Origin of the sequence: Mucilaginibacter sp. OAE612 (assembly GCF_041806395.1) — a bacterium.
GTDB lineage: Bacteria > Bacteroidota > Bacteroidia > Sphingobacteriales > Sphingobacteriaceae > Mucilaginibacter > Mucilaginibacter rubeus.
Map to the genome: position 1 here is coordinate 4,538,948 of NZ_JBGMUW010000001.1, position 22,720 is coordinate 4,561,667.

17 protein-coding genes are annotated in these 22,720 nt (G+C 43.4%); 3 read left to right on the top strand and 14 right to left on the bottom strand.

Going from position 1 to position 22,720, the window contains the following annotated elements; all coding sequences use genetic code 11:
* Window positions 1–328: 328 nt before the first annotated feature.
* A complete protein-coding gene (gene bglX, locus ABID99_RS18875; RefSeq protein ID WP_188833034.1) occupies window positions 329–2,635 on the bottom strand; it encodes a beta-glucosidase BglX in 2,307 nt (768 codons plus the stop codon).
* A 189-nt stretch (window positions 2,636–2,824) separates the two neighbouring features.
* Here bglX and ABID99_RS18880 point away from each other — a divergent pair, with 189 nt between their 5' ends.
* On the top strand, window positions 2,825–3,586 hold the full coding sequence (locus tag ABID99_RS18880) for an NUDIX domain-containing protein (protein ID WP_090531523.1): 762 nt from the start codon (window positions 2,825–2,827) through the stop codon (window positions 3,584–3,586).
* Between the two features lie 22 nt (window positions 3,587–3,608).
* Here the strand turns inward: ABID99_RS18880 and ABID99_RS18885 are convergent, their stop codons facing one another.
* The 11 genes from ABID99_RS18885 to ABID99_RS18935 all read right to left on the bottom strand — a co-directional run bounded on the left by ABID99_RS18885 (window position 3,609) and on the right by ABID99_RS18935 (window position 17,887).
* Window positions 3,609–5,330 carry an ATP-binding protein gene (locus tag ABID99_RS18885; protein ID WP_373614764.1) on the bottom strand — a complete coding sequence of 574 codons (1,722 nt, stop codon included), beginning with the start codon at window positions 5,328–5,330 and terminating at the stop codon, window positions 3,609–3,611.
* Between the two features lie 2 nt (window positions 5,331–5,332).
* A complete protein-coding gene (locus tag ABID99_RS18890) occupies window positions 5,333–6,463 on the bottom strand; it encodes a sensor protein KdpD (protein WP_373614765.1) in 1,131 nt (376 codons plus the stop codon).
* Window positions 6,464–6,588: 125 nt separating this feature from the next.
* Window positions 6,589–7,635, bottom strand: coding sequence for a porin (locus ABID99_RS18895; RefSeq protein ID WP_373614766.1), 1,047 nt, complete (start codon window positions 7,633–7,635; stop codon window positions 6,589–6,591).
* A gap of 129 nt (window positions 7,636–7,764) precedes the next feature.
* Window positions 7,765–8,331, bottom strand: a complete 567-nt coding sequence (locus ABID99_RS18900; RefSeq protein ID WP_373614767.1) for a K(+)-transporting ATPase subunit C — start codon at window positions 8,329–8,331, stop codon at window positions 7,765–7,767.
* 109 nt (window positions 8,332–8,440) lie between these two features.
* A complete protein-coding gene (gene kdpB / locus ABID99_RS18905; RefSeq protein WP_373614768.1) occupies window positions 8,441–10,471 on the bottom strand; it encodes a potassium-transporting ATPase subunit KdpB in 2,031 nt (676 codons plus the stop codon).
* A gap of 2 nt (window positions 10,472–10,473) precedes the next feature.
* Window positions 10,474–12,189 (bottom strand): potassium-transporting ATPase subunit KdpA, encoded by a 1,716-nt coding sequence (gene kdpA / locus ABID99_RS18910; RefSeq protein WP_373614769.1) that lies wholly within the window; start codon window positions 12,187–12,189, stop codon window positions 10,474–10,476.
* Window positions 12,190–12,198: 9 nt separating this feature from the next.
* Window positions 12,199–12,276, bottom strand: coding sequence for a K(+)-transporting ATPase subunit F (kdpF, locus tag ABID99_RS18915; protein WP_083879072.1), 78 nt, complete (start codon window positions 12,274–12,276; stop codon window positions 12,199–12,201).
* Window positions 12,277–12,975: 699 nt separating this feature from the next.
* Window positions 12,976–14,322: a sigma-54-dependent transcriptional regulator gene (locus ABID99_RS18920; protein ID WP_373614770.1), complete on the bottom strand. Its 1,347-nt coding sequence runs from the start codon at window positions 14,320–14,322 to the stop codon at window positions 12,976–12,978.
* A gap of 118 nt (window positions 14,323–14,440) precedes the next feature.
* Window positions 14,441–14,641 carry a YqaE/Pmp3 family membrane protein gene (locus ABID99_RS18925; RefSeq protein ID WP_090531506.1) on the bottom strand — a complete coding sequence of 67 codons (201 nt, stop codon included), beginning with the start codon at window positions 14,639–14,641 and terminating at the stop codon, window positions 14,441–14,443.
* A 50-nt stretch (window positions 14,642–14,691) separates the two neighbouring features.
* Complete coding sequence (locus ABID99_RS18930) at window positions 14,692–15,243, bottom strand: acyl-CoA thioesterase (protein WP_090532037.1); 552 nt, start codon at window positions 15,241–15,243, stop codon at window positions 14,692–14,694.
* Between the two features lie 226 nt (window positions 15,244–15,469).
* Window positions 15,470–17,887, bottom strand: a complete 2,418-nt coding sequence (locus ABID99_RS18935) for an ABC transporter permease (RefSeq protein ID WP_373614771.1) — start codon at window positions 17,885–17,887, stop codon at window positions 15,470–15,472.
* 396 nt (window positions 17,888–18,283) lie between these two features.
* Here ABID99_RS18935 and ABID99_RS18940 point away from each other — a divergent pair, with 396 nt between their 5' ends.
* Window positions 18,284–18,943 (top strand): hypothetical protein, encoded by a 660-nt coding sequence (locus ABID99_RS18940; protein ID WP_373614772.1) that lies wholly within the window; start codon window positions 18,284–18,286, stop codon window positions 18,941–18,943.
* A 225-nt stretch (window positions 18,944–19,168) separates the two neighbouring features.
* On the top strand, window positions 19,169–19,945 hold the full coding sequence (locus ABID99_RS18945; RefSeq protein ID WP_176623145.1) for a DUF6348 family protein: 777 nt from the start codon (window positions 19,169–19,171) through the stop codon (window positions 19,943–19,945).
* Window positions 19,946–19,959: 14 nt separating this feature from the next.
* On the opposite strand, the gene ABID99_RS18950 is transcribed toward ABID99_RS18945, so the two are convergent.
* Together ABID99_RS18950 and glgB are read right to left on the bottom strand one after the other, a co-directional pair.
* Entirely contained in the window at window positions 19,960–20,151 is a 192-nt protein-coding gene (locus ABID99_RS18950) for a hypothetical protein (protein WP_090531498.1), read from the bottom strand.
* Between the two features lie 99 nt (window positions 20,152–20,250).
* Window positions 20,251–22,440, bottom strand: a complete 2,190-nt coding sequence (glgB, locus tag ABID99_RS18955) for a 1,4-alpha-glucan branching protein GlgB (RefSeq protein WP_373614773.1) — start codon at window positions 22,438–22,440, stop codon at window positions 20,251–20,253.
* Window positions 22,441–22,720 lie beyond the last annotated feature (280 nt).

Sequence of the window (22,720 nt, forward strand, 5' to 3'; positions counted from 1 at the left end):
GTGCGGGCCCTCCCTGCCATAATTTACCAAAGTGTTAAAATATCATTATACTTTGCAAATACTGTCAGGTCAACATTTATTATTAATTATACAATAATAAATGTTAAATATACATTTACCCAAGCAGTACTTTTCAAACAATAAATGTTCAGATTACATTTATTACAATCGATTTCACGCCATTATACAACATTTTATACACTTTTTCCAAAACAAAACGGCACCGGTAAACTTTACTTACCGGTGCCGTTCAGATATTTTCGTGCATCAAAAAATACCTTTACTATTTTTAACAAAGTGCTAAAAATGTATTACACTTTAAATGGCACTATTTAGCCCACCAAACCGATGTATTATGCGTATCGGCCGAGTTGGTTCCTATTTCAACTACAAATTCGCCTGGTTCCCAGTCATACTTAAGCTGCGTGTTATAAAACTTCAATAGCTCCGGAGTAATAGTGAAGCTTACCTGTTTTGACCCACCCGGCTTAAGGCTTATTTTTTGATAACCCTTAAGCTCTTTTACCGAACGGCTGATACTTGCTACAGGATCGCTTATATATAACTGTACCACTTCTTCCCCCGCATATTTACCCGTATTGGTTACTGTAACAGTAGCCGTTAAGGTTTCATTACCTTTTAATTTGGTTTTGCTTACGCTAACAGCGCTGTAGTTAAAGGTGGTATAGCTTAAGCCGTAACCAAACGGATAAAGCGGATCGTTTGAAATATCAAGATAATTTGACCTGAATTTTGAAGGACCGCCTTTGTATGGCCTGCCCGTGTTTTTGTGGTTGTAATAAATAGGTATTTGCCCTACGCTGCGCGGAAATGTAGCAGTTAATTTACCGGCCGGGTTATAGTCGCCAAATAATACATCGGCGATGGCGTTACCGGCCTCGGTGCCGGGCGCCCAAACGTCAAGTATCGCGTTAGCATGCTTATCTTCCCAGGTTAGGGTAAGCGGACGACCGTTAAACAGCACAATCACCATCGGTTTGCCCAGTTTTGAAAGTTCCTTCAGCATGTTTTTCTGGCTTTCGGGAATATCGATATCCGAGCGGCTTGACGATTCGCCCGACATGCTTTGGGATTCACCAACAACAGCCACAATCACATCCGATTTTTTAGCAGCGTCAACCGCTTCTTTCAATAATTCGTCAGCCGGCTTAGCATCTAAAGAAACCATTCCGGGACCAAAGTTCAGCCTTTTAATAAACAAACTATCTTCAGTTACATTAGCACCTTTAGCATAGTTAATGGCAACATTGTTACCCACAACATTTTTAATACCTTCCATTACGCTCACCGATTTTTGCCACTCGCCGGCAATAACCCATGTACCCAGCATATCGCGGTGATTATCGGCCAATGGGCCTACCAATGCGATGCTACCGCCTTTTTTAAGCGGAAGCGTTTGATTATCATTTTTTAATAATACGAAGGAATGTTTAGTAATCTCTCTTGCAGCTGCGCGGTTCGCAACTGATAGCTCTTCTTTAGCCTCTTTACCGGCATCCATCGATTTGTAAGGGTTATCAAACAAACCTAATTTGTACTTAGCTTCCAATACACGCTGGCAGGCCTGGTCAATTTCCTGCTGGGTGATTTTCTTTTGTGTAAGTGACTTTTTCAACGTTTTCAAGAACCCCTCTCCTACCATATCCATATCCAAGCCGGCTTTCAGCGCAAGGGCAGATACTGTTTGCAAATCGCCAAGGCCATGATCTGTCACTTCGTTTACAGCGGTATAATCAGATACCACGAAACCTTTAAAACCCCATTGTTTTCTTAATAAATCGGTTAACAACCATTGGTTAACTGTTGCAGGCACACCATCAACTGTATTAAATGAACTCATGAAACTGCCCGCACCGGCATCAACTGCTGCTTTATATGGCGGCAGGTAATCCTGGTACATTTTAATGCGGCTCATATCAACTGTGTTATACTCACGGCCGGCTTCTGCGCCACCGTAAAGTGCAAAGTGTTTAACGCAGGCCATCACGGCATCGGCATCTTTCATACTGGTACCCTGGTAACCCTGCACCATAGCTTTTGCCACTTGTGAACCATACCATGGGTCTTCACCCGAGCCTTCAGAAATACGGCCCCAGCGCGGGTCGCGGGCAATATCAACCATTGGCGAAAACACCCAGTTCAAACCTTCGCCGGTTGCTTCTTTAGCTGCAATTTGTGCCGACTGTTTGATCAGGCCCATGTCCCACGTTGCCGACATGCCCAAGGGGATAGGGAAAATAGTACGGTGACCGTGGATCACGTCCAAACCAAAAATAAGCGGAATGTGCAGCCTTGAGTTTTTAACGGCTATATCCTGGATCTGGCGGGTTTGTGCTGTACCCCAAACACCAAACACTCCACCAATTGATCCATTTTTTATATTTTCTTCAACCCCTTTATTTACTACCGATCCTGTTGTTGCCGCTCCGATGGTTACCAGGTTTAACTGCCCAATTTTTTCATCGAGTGTCATTTTACTCATCAGGCCTTTAACATAGGCATTCATTTTTGCATCTTCGGTTTTGCTTTGGGCCAATACCTTATTATAAGGCATCAACGCCAAGCAAAGTGGCGTAATGGCTATAACAAGCCGACTTGAAAAATACTTTTTCATTTTTTAATTTATGTGGGTAGTAAATAATTGGTTAACAAATATGACTAATAATCAGAGCATTTCATTGCGCCTTTAAATATTTTTGACAATTTTAGAAACAGGATGCTACGGCATTTATCATAGTGTATTAAGTACACAATTGTAAATATTATAATTAAAAAATCAAACTTTATTTGTACAATAGCACAAATGTTAAGTAAACAGCAACTTATTGAGTACAGCGAGGATGCCCGCAAAAATTACGTAAACCACATTTCTATTGATTGTGTTGTATTTGGATTTCATGAGGGGCAAATGAAAGTGCTGCTATTAAAAACCCATGACGAAGAGAAGTGGTATTTGCCCGGCGGTTTTGTACTTAAGGAAGAACCGATAGACAATGCCGCTGTAAGGATACTACAGGAACGTACCGGTTTAGATAAAATATTTTTACAGCAGTTTCGTGTATTTGGTGATCCCGACCGTTCAAAGGTCCATAACGATATGTATGCCGATATGCTGCCAAAAGAACAAAACTGGTTTTCTGGCCGGTTTATATCTATTGGCTATTACGCGCTGGTCGACTTTTTTGGCGTTATACCCCACCCCGATCAGTTTTCGGAGCTTTGTGCCTGGCGCGACCTGGATGACATGCCCGAGATGCAGCTCGACCACGAAAATATTTATAAAAGCGCTTTGGATGCCTTGCGCCTGCAGCTTAACTATCAACCCATAGGTTACAACCTGATGCCGAGAGAATTTACCATGCCCGAGCTGCAAAAATTGTATGAAGCCATTTTAGGTAAAAAGTTGGACAGGCGTAACTTTCAACGCCGGATCTTAGCTTTTGGCATCCTTAACCGGTCTGAAGAGCCACGTAAAGGCGGTGCGCATAAGGCGCCGTACCTGTATTCGTTCGATATAGAAAATTACCAACACGCCTTAACCGAAGGGTTTAAAGGCGGTTGGTAATTGCCGATAAAAGGGTTATGGCTCACGCCGCGGCTATCGCCCGTTTTAATGTAAAATAAAATGTACTGCCCGAACCTATTTCACTATCCACGCTAATTTTACCTGCTTGCGCCTCAATAAAATCCTTGGCGATGGCAAGGCCTAAACCCGTGCCGCTTTGCTCGGATGTAGCATTAGGCACCTTAAAATAGCGCTCAAACAAACGGGGCAGATATTGCTGTTCTATTCCCTTGCCATGATCAGTTACCGAAAACTCTATCTCATCGTTCTTATGTTTTTTAACAACCAGTTCAACTGTCGATTTTTCGTGGCTATATTTTATAGCATTCGAAAGCAGGTTGATGAGCACCCAGGTTGTTTTATCCAAATCGGCATGTACTTTGGGGAGGCTTTGATCGCATTTCACCTTAATTTCTACATGCTTTTGATCGGCTATAAACTTAATGGCTTTTACGGCATAATCCACAATATTTTGAGGATGCGTACTGCCGAAGTTAAGTTGTAATTTACCTGTTTCAACCTGTGCCATATCCAGCAGCTCGCCGGTGATGAGCAACAGGCGGCGGGTATCGTCTTCTATATTACCTATCAGCTGGCGCTGCTCGGCATTTACTTCGCCTATACGTTCATCTTCCAATAATTTCAGGCTCATTTTTATGGATGAGATAGGGGTTTTTAACTCGTGCGATATGGTAGCGATGAAATTAGTTTTTGCCTCATCCAACTGTTGATACTCGGTAATATTTTTTAGGATAATCACTTTGCCTATCACTTTATCCCTGCTGCTTACCGATAATGATTCGCGCGAATAAAAACCTTCGCGCTCATCAGCAAAGATCCGAAGCTTTGCCTGGTCATTAACAAGCAGCTTGCGCATCAGGTCATTTTCGATGGCAATATCTGGCGCGTATTTACCGTTGAGCTGATCTGGCTTCATGCCGATCAGGTTGCAGGCCACCTGGTTGGCAAAAATGATAACACCTTTTTCGTCAAGACCAATAATGGCATCATGCATGGAATTGATAATAGTTTCAATCCGCTTTTTCTCAAACAGGATACTGGCCAGGTTACTGTTTTCAAACTCATCAAGCTTGCGGGTCATGTTATTGAAAGCCTGGCCCAGTTCGCCAAACTCATCGTCCGACTCAAAATGAATCTGCTGATGGTAGTTTTTGTTTGATACCTCTTTAATACGGACCGTAAGCTCCTTAATTGGGTTGGCGATGTATCCCGGGAAATTAACCGCGAAACTGAATGCCACCAAAAACAAAAACGCGCCTAAAAATGCCACCAGCAACGACCCTCGTTTTGAAGTTGTGTTAGCTATCTCATTCTTTCGCGCGATGGCATCCATGTTGAGCTTCATTATCCCATATACCTGCCTGTGCAGGCGATTGCGTAAGTCGTCTTCGGTTATTTTATTATCAGGTTCCTGCGTTAAACGTTCAAAAATAGCACGCAAAGAATCAGTAAGCTGCAGCTCGCCAACCTCGGTAATATTATGTTCCTGCAATACCAAATTGTCATTTATCGTTTTTTGTTGGTCTGCCGATAGTTTGTCGGTGCGCAAATCAATAGCCGTAAGTATATTTTGCATATACTTTACTGTTTTATAGTTATCTTTTAATACGGCCCCCGCGTCGACAGATAGCCGGTTTAGGAAATATATCGACATTCCGCAGCAAATTATTGCCAGTACAAACAGGAAACCTATTCCTGCCCGGAGTTTATTTTTTATAGTCATGGCTATGAAAGTATTACAAGGTCAATATCAGTTTTCGACATTTTATTTAGTAGCTGTGTAAACACCGCTGTTTTCATGATAAGCTGGTAAAATTTAAACCGCGGCTTGCCAATGCAAATCGTGGTGATGTCATATTTTTCGGCCGTTTCCCAAATGGTGCGGGCTACATTATCGTCTTTTACCTTCAACACTTCGCCCCCCAGTTGCGTGGCCAGCTTCATGTTGTTAATAAGGTGCCTTTGCGCGGCTAAGTTAATCTTATCACTGCTCTCCCGCGATGTTTGCACATACAACAAATACCATTTGGAGCGATAGTATGACGATAACCGCGCCGTTTTACGGATAATAACCTTGGCTGACTCATCATTAGTACTGATACAAGCCAAAAACAGCTCGGGCCTTAGCTTAATTGTTTTGGGCACCTCAATATCAATTTTCCGCTCCACCTGGTGGGCCACCTCACGCAGGGCCAGCTCCCGCAGCTGCAAGATCCGCTCCGCCTGGAAAAAGTTACTTAGCGCTGTCGGGATCTTTTTCTCATCATAAATTTTGCCTTCTTTAAGTCGTTCAATCAACTCATCGGCGGTAAGATCGATGTTTACCACCTCGTCGGCCAGTTGCAGAACCTTATCGGGTACACGCTCGTGGATGGTTGCACCGGTTATCCGTTCCACTTCCTCATTAAGGCTTTCCATGTGCTGAATGTTCACCGCGCTGATCACATTAATGCCCGCGTTCAAAATCTCCAGCACATCCTGCCAGCGCTTTTCATTGCTGCTACCCTCAATATTGGTATGCGCCAGCTCATCAACAATCACCACCTCCGGGCGCAGGCTTATTACAGCTTTCAGGTCCATCTCCTCCAGTTCCTTTCCCTTGTAAAACAGTTTACGGCGGGGTATTACAGGCAAACCTTCCAGTAAGGCATGGGTTTCTTTACGGTTATGGGTTTCGATGTAGCCAATTTTCACGTCGATACCATTGCGCAGCAAGGTTTGGGCCTCCTGCAGCATCCGGTAGGTTTTCCCAACACCGGCGCTCATGCCTATATATACCTTGAACTTTCCGCGGCGCGATTTTTTGATCAGCTCCAGGAAATGCTCTACAGATTGCTCTTTAGTGTCCTCATTCATAAGTCGCCTTTGAATCTTCCTTTAGTTTTTATGGTGTTCCATGCCGGTCAGGCTTTCCGCTCACTTTGCACATGCTTTAGTCACGATGCCTGGATTTGCTGTAATAGTTAAGCATTTAATTGCTGCTAAAACCCATAAACGGCTGCCAGCACAAACTGTGATGCAGACTTTGTCAGATCACCATTGCGTGCTTTAAACTGCTCTACCGATCCGTGATCCAATCTCACCTCGGGTATTAATGTTAACGGGCCTGCTTTAACGTTAGCAGTAAGCGTTGCCGCTGTAACCGATTTACCATTTGCCGGCCCTGCAATTGCGGTATAAGTACCCGTTTTATGCTTAAAATATTCGCCCCTTAAACCAAGTGTAACATATTTTGAAACTGCCAGTTGCGGATACAAAGCTACGCCCGAAAAACCGCCGGTAACACCTTTGTTTGCCGAAAAGTCGGCCGCGTTCAGGCCCAGCTTAAACGCGTTTGTTATTTGATAGGCAGTTGTTAAATCAAACTCGGTGCCTACAATCCCTCCGGTAATTACGTTTAAGTAGGCGGTCCAGCCCTTAACCGGGTTTAATACTAGCTGAGCGCCAAAACTGTTTACTTGATTTGACGACCGGTAATAATTCCAATTATCATTAAACACACCGGCCATCACGTTCACTTTATCCGAAAACGAATATGCGGCTTTAAAACCCGCGTTTTGAAACGGGCCATTGGTAAACAGGTAAGAGGTTGAGTAGTTAAAATTGCCAACCGGGCTCACAACTTCATAACCTATAAAAGTAGCCATATATCCGGCAGTAAGTACAAATTTATCTGTTACATCATAAGCCACATACAAGTTTTGAATATGATACGAATCGCCATCAGATCCGTTTGGTATCGACTGGCTTTGTCCTCTCGGACCAAATGATAACTCGCCTACAAAAGCGGCCCTGCCAACCTTTTTCTTTAAACCCAGATCTATCATCCCGATAGAAATTGAATTGTGATCCGTTGCAAAACTCGTCGGGATCTGCGATCCCCTGTTTGCGAAATCATATTTAAAATAGGTATCAACCGAGCCATAAACCACCAAAGGCGCATCGGATGTGGTTTTGACCGTATCCTGAGCCTTAACTATAAAAGCACAGGTTAACATCGAAAATATCAATAGCAGGAAAAATTTCATTTAAGTTAGGTATTAAAATTTCCGGGTTCCTTATTGGTAACCCAAATTGTGTTTGTATCCTCGCCGTTGCTAATTATTGCTAACCCCGGCGAGGATTTGAGCTGCGCTAAAACTGCGGCAGCCTGGTTTTTACTTCTTCAATCCATCTAAAGCCACATTCAGCTTTAATACATTCACTTTAGCAGGACCAAACAAACCTAACAAAGGCTGCTCAGTATGCTCATCAACCAGTTTACTTACGACATCGGCAGATAAACCGCGAACTTTGGCTACGCGGGCTACCTGTACTTTTGCTCCGGCTGGTGAAAGATCAGGGTCCAAACCGCTGCCTGACGCTGTAACCAGTTCGGCAGGAATTTGTGAGCGTGTTATGCCAGGGTTATGTTTCAGGAAATCCTCAATCCTGCCTTCAACCTGTTTCAGGTAATCAGGATTTGACGGGCCTTTGTTTGAGCCTCCTGAACCGGCAGCATTATAATCAACTGCTGACGGACGGCCCCAGAAATACTCGTCTTTAGTAAACTTTTGACCAATGTTGGCGTAGCCAACTACACGGCCTTTGTATGTAATGGTTTCACCATCACCTTTACCCGGGGTAAATTTACCTATACCGGCTATAGCTAAAGGATAGATGCCTGCTGTTAATACTATCAGTATTAAGGTAAGCTTGATGGATGGCAACAAATATGTTTTCATTTTCTTTTTAGATTTGAGATATGAGATTTGAGACATGAGATTTTGTTAGATACGAAATGCGTGACTTATAACTCAAAAAGTCTCAAATCTCATATCTAACATCTCACATCTATATAAAAATTGAAACAGCTAAATCAATTAATTTAATGCCTATAAAAGGTATAATAATACCGCCTAAGCCATAAATGAGCAGGTTACGGCGTAACAACGCACTTGCGCCTATCGGTTTATACTCAACACCACGTAAAGCCAACGGGATCAGTAGCGGGATAATAATAGCGTTAAATATCACTGCCGAAAGTATAGCCGATTGCGGACTGTGCAGGTCCATGATATTTAGCGCCTTTAAAGCAGGCATCGATACCATAAACAGTGCAGGAACAATAGCAAAGTATTTAGCCACGTCGTTAGCTATACTGAAAGTTGTGAGCGTACCACGTGTCATTAGCAACTGTTTACCTATTTCCACAATCTCAATCAGTTTGGTTGGATCATTGTCAAGGTCAACCATATTCCCCGCTTCTTTAGCGGCTTGGGTACCGCTGTTCATGGCTACACCAACATCGGCCTGGGCCAGTGCGGGGGCATCATTTGTTCCGTCGCCCATCATGGCTACCAGTTTACCGCCCTGCTGTTCTTTCTTAATGTAGTTCATTTTATCCTCGGGCTTTGCCTCGGCAATAAAATCATCTACACCGGCTTTTTCGGCGATGAATTTGGCTGTAAGCGGGTTATCGCCCGTAACCATCACTGTTTTAACCCCCATTTTACGCAAGCGCTCAAAACGTTCGGCGATACCGGTTTTAATGATATCCTGCAGCTCGATCACACCCATGATCTTTTCATTTTGCGATACTACCAATGGGGTACCACCATTTGATGAGATCTTTTTAACGTTATCCTCAACATCCGACGGAAACGGATTACCCGCTTTTAAGGCTATATTACGGATGGAATCAAAAGCACCTTTGCGGATGCGTAAACCATCGGGGGTATCTAAACCGCTTGAACGGGTTTCGGCAGTGAATTTGATAAACACCGAATCGGCCGGAGCGTAGATTTTCAATTTGTACGGGCCTTGCTCGGCCAGCTCAACAATCGACTTACCTTCGGGAGTTTCATCGGCCAGCGAGCTTAGTACACAGGCCATTACGAAGTCCTGCTCATTTACACCTGCGGTTGGGTAAAAGCTCGTTGCTTTACGGTTACCAATGGTTATGGTACCAGTTTTGTCCAGTAATAAAGTGTCTAAGTCGCCCGCTGTTTCAACAGCTTTACCACTTTTGGTGATCACGTTGGCGCGTAAAGCCCTGTCCATCCCGGCAATACCGATGGCCGATAAAAGGCCACCGATAGTGGTAGGGATCAAACAAACAAACAACGATATAAAAGCGGCTATAGTGATGGGCGTATTTGAATAATCGCCGAAAGGCTTCAGGGTAACACACACGATAACGAATATCAGTGTAAAACCTGCCAGCAAAATAGTTAAAGCAATTTCGTTAGGGGTTTTCTGGCGGGAAGCACCTTCAACCAAAGCGATCATTTTATCCAGAAAGCTTTCGCCCGGCTGGGTAGTAACCAATACTTTTATCCTATCGGACAGTACTTTGGTACCACCCGTAACAGATGATTTATCACCCCCGGCCTCACGGATCACCGGGGCGGACTCACCTGTAATGGCCGATTCATCAATGGTAGCGATACCTTCAATAATTTCACCATCGGTAGGGATATTATCCCCTGTTTCGCAAATGAAAACATCACCTTTTTTTAACTGTGATGACATCACCCTTTCTTCCTTGCCATTAACCAGTAAGCGGGCAGGTGTCTCTTCGCGGGTTTTGCGCAGGCTTTCGGCCTGGGCTTTACCACGTGCTTCCGCAATGGCCTCGGCAAAGTTGGCAAACAGCACAGTTAACAATAATATAATGAATACCGTAAAGTTGTAGGCAAAGCTACCTTGGCCTTTATTGGTCAGCGAAAATATGCTCACAATGAGCATTACAACTGTACCGATCTCCACAGTAAACATTACCGGATTGCGGAACAGCACACGAGGGTTTAACTTGATAAAGGATTGTTTTAAAGCATCCCTCATCTGATCGCCCTGAAACAATGTATTTTGAGTTGAGTTCATGATTATTTTAATGAAAAATGTTCAGCAATTGGGCCTAAAGCCAGTGAAGGGAAGAACGACAGCGCTGCAATAATTACGATCACCGCGAAGATCATCAACCCAAAGGTTGAGGTATCGCTCTTCAACGTACCGGCCGATTCAGGGATATATTTTTTATTGGCCAACAATCCGGCAATAGCCAGCGGACCAATTATTGGCAGGAACCTGCCTAATATCATCACGATGCCGGTGGTATAGTTCCAAAAGATATTACCATCGCCCAAACCTTCAAAACCCGAACCGTTGTTGGCTGCGGCTGAAGTATACTCGTACAACATTTCGGAGAAACCATGTGTACCGGGGTTATTTAACCAGGCCGAAGGTTTAACAGCCCAATCGGCACCGGCTACGTTAACCACATAATATGATGATATGGCCAAGCCTACAAGGATAATGAACGGGTGAAGCAAAGCGATCAGCGAAGCTATTTTCATCTCCCTCGCCTCTATCTTACGGCCTAAAAACTCAGGCGTACGGCCAACCATCAGTCCTGAAATAAATACTGCTACTATGATAAATATGTAGAAGTTGAGGATACCAACGCCGCAGCCACCATAAAAACAATTAACCATCATACCCAGCAGCATCATAGTACCTGATACCGGCATAGCACTGTCATGCATGGAGTTTACCGAACCTGTAGAGATAATAGTAGTCACGATGCTCCAGTAAGCCGAGTTAGCCGGACCAAATCTTACTTCCTTACCTTCCATAGCACCGGTTGGCTGGCTGATACCCATTTTTGCGATGGCAGGGTTTCCGTTCAGTTCGGCATTCATAGTCGGGATCAACAGCATGAGCATACCCAGCGTCATTACGCCGAAGATCACATAAGCGAATTTCTTTTTATTGAGATAAAAACCCAATGCAAACACCAACGCGATCGGGATAGCAACCTGTGCTACCAGCTCGACAGTATTGGTTAAATAGTTAGGGTTCTCGATAGGGTGGGCAGAGTTTGCACCAAACCAACCACCGCCATTGGTACCTAAGTGTTTAATAGCAACCAGTGGGGCAACTGGTCCACGGGATATGTGAACGGTATCACCTTGCATACTGATGAAAGTATCTTTACCTGCATAGCTGGTAGTCATGCCGTTAAATGCGAAGATCACAGCTATCACAAATGAGATAGGCAATAATATGCGGGTAATGGTTTTTACAAAGTACTCCCAAAAGTTGCCCAGCTTATCAGTAACCTTATCTTTCATGGCCCTGAACACAACTACCAGCGCGGCAATACCTGTAGCAGCTGATACAAAGTGCAGGAACATGAATACAAAATGCTGTGTAAAGTAGGTAGCACCGCTTTCGCCCGAGTAATGCTGCAGGTTACAGTTTACCAAAAAGCTGATAGCGGTATTGAAAGCAGTATCAGGCGATTGACCGGGGTTACCATCCGGGTTAAGCGGCAAATGACCTTGTGCCATTAAACAAACAAAAGCATATATCAGCCAAACGCTGTTAATGGTAAGCAGGGCCAGCAGGTGCTGTTTCCAGTTCATTTCGCGTTTGGTGTCGATACCGCTGAAGCGGAAAATAAAACGATCAAGCGGGGCGAGGAAATCGAGCCAGGTTTTTTCGCCCTTAAATACCTTAGCTATGTAACGGCCAAGGGGAATGGCGATGGCTAAGGTGAGCAGGTAGGTGAAAATTACACCCGTTAGTTCAGTGTTCATAGTTTAATTTTAAAATTTTTCGGGTTTAAGAAGTACGTATACCATGTAAATGAACACGGCTATTGCTACGATGAATAATGCTGCCATGATTTTAGATTTTTTCGAAGTACGTTACAGATTTAAAAAAGATCCAGAACACCACTACAAATGTGGCCAGGTAAGCGATTGTGAGTAAAGCATCCATTTTTATGTGTTTTTGCAAAGGGCTTTGCCAAGCGGATGCCAAGAAAATTAAAAACTATATAAATGATTGACTATCAATAATCTATACATATATCAAATTAAGGTTTTATTTATTTAGGGAGAATTGACCTATCATTTTGATAGGGGATTATCAAAGTGGGATTTAAAACCACTCGCCGCCGCTCGCGTCTGGCGAGTGGCAACTATTTCCAGGCCTCTGGCCTGCGTAAGGCGCCCAAAGGCCGCTTGATAATGGACACCCGGCTGAAGTTGGGTGTAAGCGTGGGGTTATAAACTAATGTGTAATTTATGTCTGCTCCTGGTCGAAGTTTAACGATAGCGTGACTTCGTCCCCAAAATAGCTTAAGCCTTCAGTTTAACTAAGGGCCTTAATAAATACCAGCTAAAGTATCAGCCCAGCTTCGGAAGCAGAATGCTTCCATTGTTTAAGGTCGAAGTTGCGCTATCGCTAAACTTCAACCAGTATTAACTATTAAACCTATATTCGGCGGCCAGAGGCCGTTTAATAGTCGACACCCGGCAGGAGCCGGGCGTCAGCGGAGTTTTTAGAAAAATCCGAAATCGGTATTCCGAAATCCGAAATTACTCCAGGTTATATTCCTTCAGCTTTCTGTACAACGTAGCTACGCCAATATTTAGCAGATGCGCTGCTTCTGCACGGTTACCGTGGGTGTGGTTTAACACCCTCTGAATATGTAATTTCTCTACAGAGGAAAGATCAAATGCCGAAATAGGTGCACCGCTTTTCACCTGTTGCTGCTGAACTTCATAAGGCAATAGGCTTTCATCAAGCACATTACTATCGGTCAGGATCACCGCACGTTCTACAATATTCTTCAGCTCGCGGATATTACCGGGCCATGGATAGGCTTCCAGTTTTTCTATGAACTCATCGCTGAGGGTATTTACCTGCTTTTTTACTTTAAGGGCAAAATGCTGCATAAAGTATTCGGCAAGTAGTTTGATATCTTTTTTACGCTCGCGCAGGGCAGGCAGCGTGATCTGGAAAACTGAAAGACGATAATATAAATCCGACCGGAAATGGCCGTCATTAATTTCGTTCAGCAGGTTACGATTGGTTGCCGCCAGGATGCGCACATTAACCTGTGTAGGCTTGGTATCCCCTATTTTAATGAATTGCTGCGATTCGAGTACACGAAGCAGTTTGGCCTGCAAATCGTGATCGAGCTCACCTATTTCATCTAAAAATATAGTGCCGCCGTTGGCTTCTTCAAAAAGTCCTTTTTTATCTTTTACCGCCCCGGTAAACGAGCCTGCTTTATGGCCAAACAATTCGCTTTCCAATAATTCCTTAGTAAATGCGCTGCAATTTACCGCCACAAATGATTTTGCGCTGCGGTTGCTGGCCTGATGAATGGCTTCGGCAAAAATTTCTTTACCGGTACCTGTTTCGCCTAATAATAATACTGTAGTATCTGTAAGCGCCACCTTTTGGGCCAGCTTAATTACATCGCTAATAGCCGTTGACCGGCCAATAAGCCTGTCGAAGCCGAACTTATCATTCAGCTTGCTTTGCAATTCGGCAACCTTTTGCTGTAGCAGGGCTTTATCCATGGCCTTGCTTACCAGCGGGATGATCTTTTCGTTATCATCGCCCTTGGTGATATAGTCAAACGCACCGGCTTTTATGGCTTTCACGCCATCATTAATAGTGCCGTATGCTGTCAAAACAATGATTTCGGTATTTGGGTAGTTTTTTTTGATGGTTTCAGAAAGGGTAATACCATCAATATCAGGCAGCTTTACATCGCTTAGTACCACCTGTATCGTATCCTGCTGGAGTTTTTTAAGCCCCTCTTTGGCTGTAGCCGCAGTAATTACCTCATGGCCTTCCAGCTGTAAAATACGCGCAAGCAGGTTGCGGAGGCGTTCCTCGTCGTCAATTATTAATAGCTTACCTTTCTGCATCGTGGCAAATATGATAATTTTGAACCATGATTTTTAGGATTTGAGGATTTCTTGATAGAATAGTCCTAAACAGCCTCAATCAAAACATCCGGGAATCCTATAATCAAGCGAATCAAGGTTACCAACGGTAACGCCTTGTCGCCCGCATCAGTTGCCGGTGACGTTTTGCTTCATAATAGTCGCTGGTTACCAGGATGGAATGGATCACGCCCGGGATCCAGAAGAAAAGTGTTAAAAATATATTCAATATAAATGCACCTATCCTGCCGGTGGTGAGGATGGCAAGCGGTGGCAGTAAAAAGCATAGAAAATATCGCATGGCAGTAGTTTTAATGTTTAAACCATTTAGACAATGCGCCGGGAAATTTGTTACTGCTTTATTTCTTCACCAAGATTAGGTGGCAACTGGTCACCAAAAAAAAGCGCTTTCAATTCAGTAGCATCATTCGGGTTCATTTTTCCGCCTAATATTAACCTTAATTGGCGACGGCGAAGCGCCCCCTCATACAATGCGCGCTCTTTATCCGTTTCAGGTACCAGCTCGGGCACAGTCGTCTTTTGGCCATCTTTATCCAAAGCAACAAAGGTATAATAGGCCTCATTACTTTTTACTTTAGTGCCCGATGGAATGTTTTGCGCCCATACATCCATCCTTACCTCAACCGAAGTAGTGAACGCGCGGGTAACCTTTGCTTCAATGCTGATCACATCACCCAGCTTTATCGGTGACTGGAACGATACGTTATCTACTGAAGCTGTCACCACGATCCTGTTACAGTGCTTTTGTGCCGAAATAGCAGCGGCAATATCCATCCAATGCAGCAGACGGCCACCCATCAGGTTGTTTAAAGTGTTGGTATCATTGGGCAATACCAGTTCGTTCATGATGGTGTATGATTCCTGCGGCGATTTTCCGGTCATATTCAGTCTGCTTTTGGGGCAAAGATAGGAAAAAACCTCAGCCAACCCTCTCTTTTGGGGATTGGCTGAACGTACCTTGTAAATGTTTTGCCCCTGCCGAAATCCCTTTGCCCTGAAATAAAAACATGTCATTATAAGAAGAACGACGAAGCAATCGCACGCAATACAGGGTGACCGTGCTTTCGTACCATTGCTTCGTACCTTATAATAACGTGTTTTTTGTTTACTACTCCGTCTTCAAACTCTTTACCGGGTTCATCAGCGCGGCTTTCACGCTCAAAAACGAAACCGTTGCAAAGGCAACCAGCAACACCAGGAAAAATGGAATAACAAACAGGAAGGGGTTGATATCCATCCTGAAAGCATATGTTTGCAGCCATTGATGAATAGCGTACCAGCCTATTGGTGCCGAAATCACAAACGATACCACTACAAGCAGGGCGAAGTCTTTATACAACAATCTTAAAATACTGTTTACTGAAGCTCCCAGTACCTTGCGTATGCCAATTTCCTTGGTGCGCTGTACAATGGTGTATGATACGAGGCCAAATAAACCTAAACAGGCCACAAAAATGGCGATGCCGGTAAATACGCCAAACACCTGCCCAAAGCGCTGATCAGTTTTGTATTGCTCGTTAAAATGCTGATCTAAAAAGAAATAATCAAACTGGTCGCCTGGGAAAAAACTGGCCCAGGTTTTCTTTAAGTCGGCGATGGTTTGCGGCATATTGGTTGTACTTACCTTTACCGATACCGGGCCCCGAACATCAGGGATACAACGGAAGATCATGGAATCGTAGGCATCATGTAAGGATTGCTGGTGAAAATTATCAGCCACTCCTATTATCTCATAAACCTGTCCCCAAAAATCGATGCGTTTGCCAAGGGCATCGGCAGGTTTACTAAAGCCTAACTGTTCAACCCCTTTTTGGGTGAATACCACCTTGTGGGGCTCGTCGCCAAACTCTTTTGAAAACTTACGCCCGGCAATTAGTTTAATATCATAAGCGTTAAGGTAGTCATAGTCGGCACCAATAATGCGGTATTGTTTGCTTGTGCTTTGATCGGAGCCAACCAACTTAATACCGCCAGCGTTCCATTGCACAGGTTCGCCGGGGATAGAAGTAGATACGGTTACACTTTTAACGGCAGATTGTGCCAGGCATTCGTGTTTAAATGAGCTCATGCTGCGGTAAAACGAATCTACCTTAACCAACGGAGCTTTAATGACCAGTGTTTGATCTATTTTTACCCCTAACTTTTGGCTTTGCATGTATTTAAGTTGTTTGAACACCGTAAGCGATCCTATCAGTAAAAATATCGAGGCAGCAAACTGGAATACCACCATTGCCTTACGTAATATCACTCCCCCTGGCGATGCCAGGATCTTGCCTTTCATCACCTCAACCGGCCTGAACGCCGATAACACTATAGCCGGGTAAAAGCCGCTGAAGAATGAGCCCAACACAAAGATTCCCAAAACAGCCAGCCAAAAAGTTGCTTTAGTAAATAAGGTAAAGCCCATCTGCATGCCGGAAATATTGGCGAATGCAGGCAAACAGGCCATAATGATAAGCAATGCGAGGCCAATAGCCATGGCGTTAAGCATCATAGCCTCCAACATGAACTGGGTAATCAACTGCGCTTTTGCCGAGCCCAAAGTTTTACGTACCCCAACTTCTTTAGCCCGGCCAATTCCACGGGCAGTAGCGAGGTTGATATAGTTGATCCATGCTATGATGATCACAAAGATGGCAATCCCCAAAAGCAGGTACACCGATTTGCCATCGCCATTGGGCTGAAACTCCAGCATCCTGTTGGAGTACAAGTGGATATCCTTTACCGGCTGAAGTGTATAAATGCCACCTTCGCCCGTACCGGGATATTTATCATATGCTTTTTTTACTACAGGGATAAACTTAGCTTCCAAAGCACGCGGATCAACTCCGGGTTTAAGCAGCAGGTATGTTGTGCAGCCGTCATTTAGCCAGGCATTATCGAGATTAAAATCTTTATTAGGCGGATTTTCTTTAAGCAGCGTAGCGTAGGATTGCATGATATCGAAATTCATATGCGTATTGGCAGGCATATTTTCCATTACGCCGGTAATTTTAAGCGGCTTATCTGTATTAATATACAAGGTTTGCCCAACGGGATTTATGCCATGAAAAAGCCTATCGGCAATTTGCCGGGTAATTACCGCAGTGTTGGGTTCTTTAAGTGCGGTATTTCCGTCGCCGTTTATTAGCGGGAAAGAAAAGGTTTTAAAAAAAGCGTCGCTTACATAGTAAACATTCCGGATTACCATTTTCTGATCCTTGTAGTTGGCTATGGTTTGCCCTGCTCCTACAATCTTTACGTACTCTTCAATATCGGGGAGCGCATTTTTAAAAGCTGTGCCGGGTGCAAAGGCCCCACCGGCCCACTGAGTGCTCAATTTGCCATTGTTGTACCTATCCTGGTTAATACGGAATACACGATCTTTGTTGACATGGAAATCATCGAAACTAAGCTCAAAGCTAACATATTGCAAAATGAGCAAGCAAGCCGCCATGCCAATAGCCAGTCCTACTATGTTTATAGCGGAGAAAGCTTTGTTTTTTGAAAGGTTTCTAAAAGCAACCAGCAGGTAATTTTTAAGCATAATTGTGGGGTTTATACTGGCAATTCAGCTAATCGCGTGCCTTATTTTTAAATCACTGACTATAAGTAACTTAAATCAAAATCAATCAACGAAACTGTTCGTTTCCGCACAGTTATTGTGCGATTGTGGTTAGAGATTTGAGGTTCGGTTATTTTTACTGCGCAAGTATTGTGTGGCTGCCTATGAGAGGATTACTTGCGCCTTCTGCATCTTGTCCGGGTAGTTTGAAATCGTTGGACACAAGCAAATGAACGGACAGAGAAGGCTTTGACTAAACATCATTACCTCGTGTAGTGGATTGTTTAGTGTTTTGTATTGATTAAGTATTATAACTAACTTACAGACAATTATAAACCTGATTATCAATCAATACAATCAACCTTATTTTCAATTACCATGGATCAACCCAAAGTATTTATCAGTGTTGGGGGAACCTCAACTCCCAGCCAGGAAGATTTTGTAAAATCTATAGAAGACAGACTTAGAAGCGAAAATTTGATTCCCAACACCATCGGAAGAAATACATTCAGTTCTGATTCGCCTTTAAAATCAATAAAGGGATTGATGGATGAATGTTCAGGCATCTTAGTTATTGCACTTGAGCGAATCTATTTTGAAAGCGGGATTGAAAAACGGGGCAGCGCTAATGAAATAACACTATCAACAACCAAATTTGCTACTCCCTGGAATCAAATTGAATCAGCGATAGCATACACTAAGAATCTTCCGATTTTAGTTATCGTGGAGGAAGGAATACGTGCCGAGGGCTTATTAGAAAAAGGCTACGACTGGTATGTGATGACAGTAAAACCCAACCAAAATTCGTTATCAACAGTAGAGTTTAATGGTGTTTTGGCCAGTTGGAAGAGCAAAGTGGAGGCACTCAGCATTAGCAAAAATAATACTGCTGCCGAAAGAAGGAAAATTGTCCCGGACGAGCTAACTGTCGGCGAGTTACTATCAAATATGAAACCTGCTCAACTATGGGGAGTGTTGGCCGCTATTATTGCATTAATGGCTGCAATTTTCGTGATTGGCCAGCATTTTCCGGGCTAAATAGAATTTTAAGTTTGTAGTAGATCATTTCCTTGCGCAAACATTGTGCTTTTGCCTGTAGGGAGGCTTACTTACGCCCTCTGCATCAGATATCTCATGTCCAGGCAAATAAAAAAGGGTTGATACCGGCAGGTGGACAAATAATGATAAAAATGAAAATACCGTATTATATAAGATTCTTTATTTTTGCTGAAGCAACTAAACCGATAATCAAAACAAGTCATCATGGGGCTATTCGACCTTTTCAGGAAAAAACCACCAGAACAAATCCAACCAACTGCACAGCCTCAGAAAGAAGAACCTATTGCAAAATATAGCGATTATAATGGCTACCTCATAGAGGTACTTAAAGACAGATTAGTTGAAATGGGGCACCAGGTTGAACGTCATCCGCAATATCTTACTTTGATACTTGATTCGGGCTTAGAAATATCCACTTCAATCATTGACGTGCCAGATGCACATCCATTTTTGATACAACTTAATATTTTAACCAGGCATCCTTTATATCTGGAGCAAGGGATATATGAATGTTTAGCCGGTATTGGCGAAACGATGGATAAGAGGATTACTTCGGCCTTAGATAATTACCTTAACATTGTGTTTCCGCCAATAATGGAGGGCTTTACGGATACTCATGACCCGGAAGCTGATATGCTGGTAATTACAAATGCTCGGGAGATACTTTGGCACCCTAAGTTAGGCGACTTAATGGTGCAGGGGCAATGGGAGGAAATGCCGGACGGAAAATATCTTTTTGAAACTTTAAGAGAGAAAATTCAACCGGTTTTAATCGACAAAAAATTTAACTCTCTAAAAATTTATATTTCCAAACGAGCCGATGGCACTATAATAGGCGAATGCGTTTTTAATAATCAGCAATGGAACGATGGCCTTGACGAAATGACCAAACACGCAGAAACCTGGGTAGTGAAAGGTGACTTTATGGCCTTGAAACAAGTAATTATGTTCAGGAGATGCGACGTTTATGATGGTTTGTAGCGGTTACCAAATCCTCACATCAACTCATTATCCTTTTTAACATGATAAGCCTTGTACGATAAGTAAAACAAGGCCAAAGCTGGCAGAGCGCCAAGGATTATCCCAACTGTATTAGGCTTTGGATAGGTAGACACTATTTGCACAATAAACAATATCGTGGCAACTATACCACCTATAAGATAAAGATATTTGAATTTGGGGTTCATAGGTCATTTACATACTAACAACAGGGCATCCTTAACTTGTTTACTTAGTTTTGAAAGACTTACGAAGTATTTGGAACTTCGTAAGTCTTTCAAAGCTGCTTACCGTTTCAATTCATATTTAGCAGGCACATCAGGTACCAGTTTAAATACCGCAGCCGCAAGCGGCGGTATAGTAATTTTGATAGACTGGCTTTTGCCATGCCAGCTTACCTGATCGCTGTTTACAGGCTCATAATTGATGATGCCGCTGCCCCAGTATTTTTCATTATCCGAATTAAAGATCTCTTTCCACTTACCGGCAGCGGGTACGCCTATGCGATAATCACGGCGTACAACAGGGGTCATGTTCAGAATGATCATCAGGTCGTTTTTACTGTTGTGTCCCATCCGGCGGTAAACCAGTATGGAATCATTGGCATTGCCGCCGTCAACCCATTCAAAACCCTGGTGCGAAAAGGCTTTTTCATACAGCGCAGGCTCTGTACGGTATAAATGGTTCAACGCCTTAACTGTTTCGCTAATACCCTGGTGATTTGGATACTGCAGCACATGCCACTGTAACGATTTGCCGAAATCCCATTCATCGCCCTGCCCAAATTCGCCGCCCATAAAGAGTAGTTTTGAACCGGGGTGTGTGAACATGTATCCGTACATCAGTCTCAGGTTAGCAAACTGCCTCCACTCATCGCCGGGCATTTTGCGCAACATACTACCTTTACCATAAACAACCTCATCATGCGAGAAAGGCAGCATAAAGTTTTCGGTAAAGGCATATATGGTGCTAAAAGTTATTTCGTTATGATGATATTTACGATGGATAGGATCCTCATGAAAGTAATCGATAGTATCATGCATCCAGCCCATCATCCATTTCATACCAAAGCCCAGGCCACCTAAATAAACCGGGCGACTAACGCCGGTAAATGACGTAGATTCTTCAGCTATGGTTTGTACCGATGGGAAATGGCTATAAACAGCTTCGTTAAATTCTTTCAGAAATGATATAGCTTCGAGGTTTTCGTTACCGCCATACCTGTTAGCTTCCCATTCGCCATGCTTGCGCGAATAATCAAGGTATAGCATTGAAGCTACCGCGTCAACACGTAAACCATCGGCATGATACCTTTCCAGCCAAAACAGAGCGTTGCTGATCAGAAAAGCCCTTACCTCGTTTCGGCCGTAGTTAAAAATATATGATTTCCAGTCGGGGTGAAAACCTTTGCGGGCATCGGCATGCTCATAAAGGTGTGTACCGTCAAATTTATACAGCGCATGGATATCTCCCGGAAAATGCGAAGGCACCCAATCCAGGATTACGCCAATACCGGCTTTGTGGAATTCTTCAATCAGGTACATCAGTTGTTGTGGTGTACCGTAGCGTGATGCCGCTGCAAAATAACCACTTACCTGGTAACCCCAGCTCGGATAATACGGGTGTTCCATAATAGGCATAAACTCCACATGGGTGAAGCCCATTTCCTTTACATAAGGCACCATTTTTTCGGCAAGTTGAGTGTAAGTTAAAAACTCGTCCGGACTTTCGGGATTACGCGCCCATGAGCCCAAATGCACTTCGTAAACCGAATATGGCCTGTCGAGCGCGTTATGTTCATGACGGTTCTGCATCCAATCCTGATCCTTCCACTCATAAAAAGTATCAGCAACTATAGAGGCAGTACGCGGCGGCAGTTCCCAGCGTAAAGCAAAGGGATCGCTTTTTTCCAGGTCTTCGCCGGTTGATGATTTGATATAGTATTTATACGTTTCGCCATTGCCAACATTTGGAATAAAACCTTCCCAAATACCCGATGAATCCCAGCGGGCATTCAAACTATGCGAACCGCGGTTCCAGCCGTTAAAGTTGCCAATTACCGCTACGTATTGTGCGTTTGGAGCCCAAACGGCAAAATAAGTCCCAATAACACCCTGATATTCCACTACATGCGAGCCCAGTTTTTCGTACAGCTTATAATGTTTGCCCGACTTAAATAAACTGATATCAAAATCCGTAAAACGGCTGTATGGTTCAACGGCTTTAAGCTTTACAGGTTGCGGGGTAATTTCTGTCGGGTTATTGGCATTCACCGCTTTCGACTTAACCGGCGCAGCTTTTTTAACGGCTGAAGGCTTTTCGGCAGCCGCTGTTTTTGTTTTAACTGCTTTTTTAGGTTCCGGGGCTCCTGTTTCAGGCGTTACTTTATCGGCTTTGACCTTAGTGACGGCTTTTTTTTCCTTTACAGGCTTTGTATCCGGTAAGGGGTTCTCGGTTTTAGTTGTTTTTTTGGCCATGATATAGATAACCTGTTAGGGTGTTAGTAGATAACCCAAATCACAGGAATGAGTTTGGTTTATATGTAATCAAATATAACAGGATTAATATATTATGCAGGGTTTTGGAGATTTATTTTTGAAGGGAAGATTGTCTGAATCAGAATTTACCGAATTTGAGAATTAACAGGATAACTTGTCTGAACTGATTTATTGAATTAAGAGAATTTATTAAATTTACTAAGCATTCTGTCCGTTCATCTAATCCAATAAATTCGAATTCATACAAAAAACGCCATTG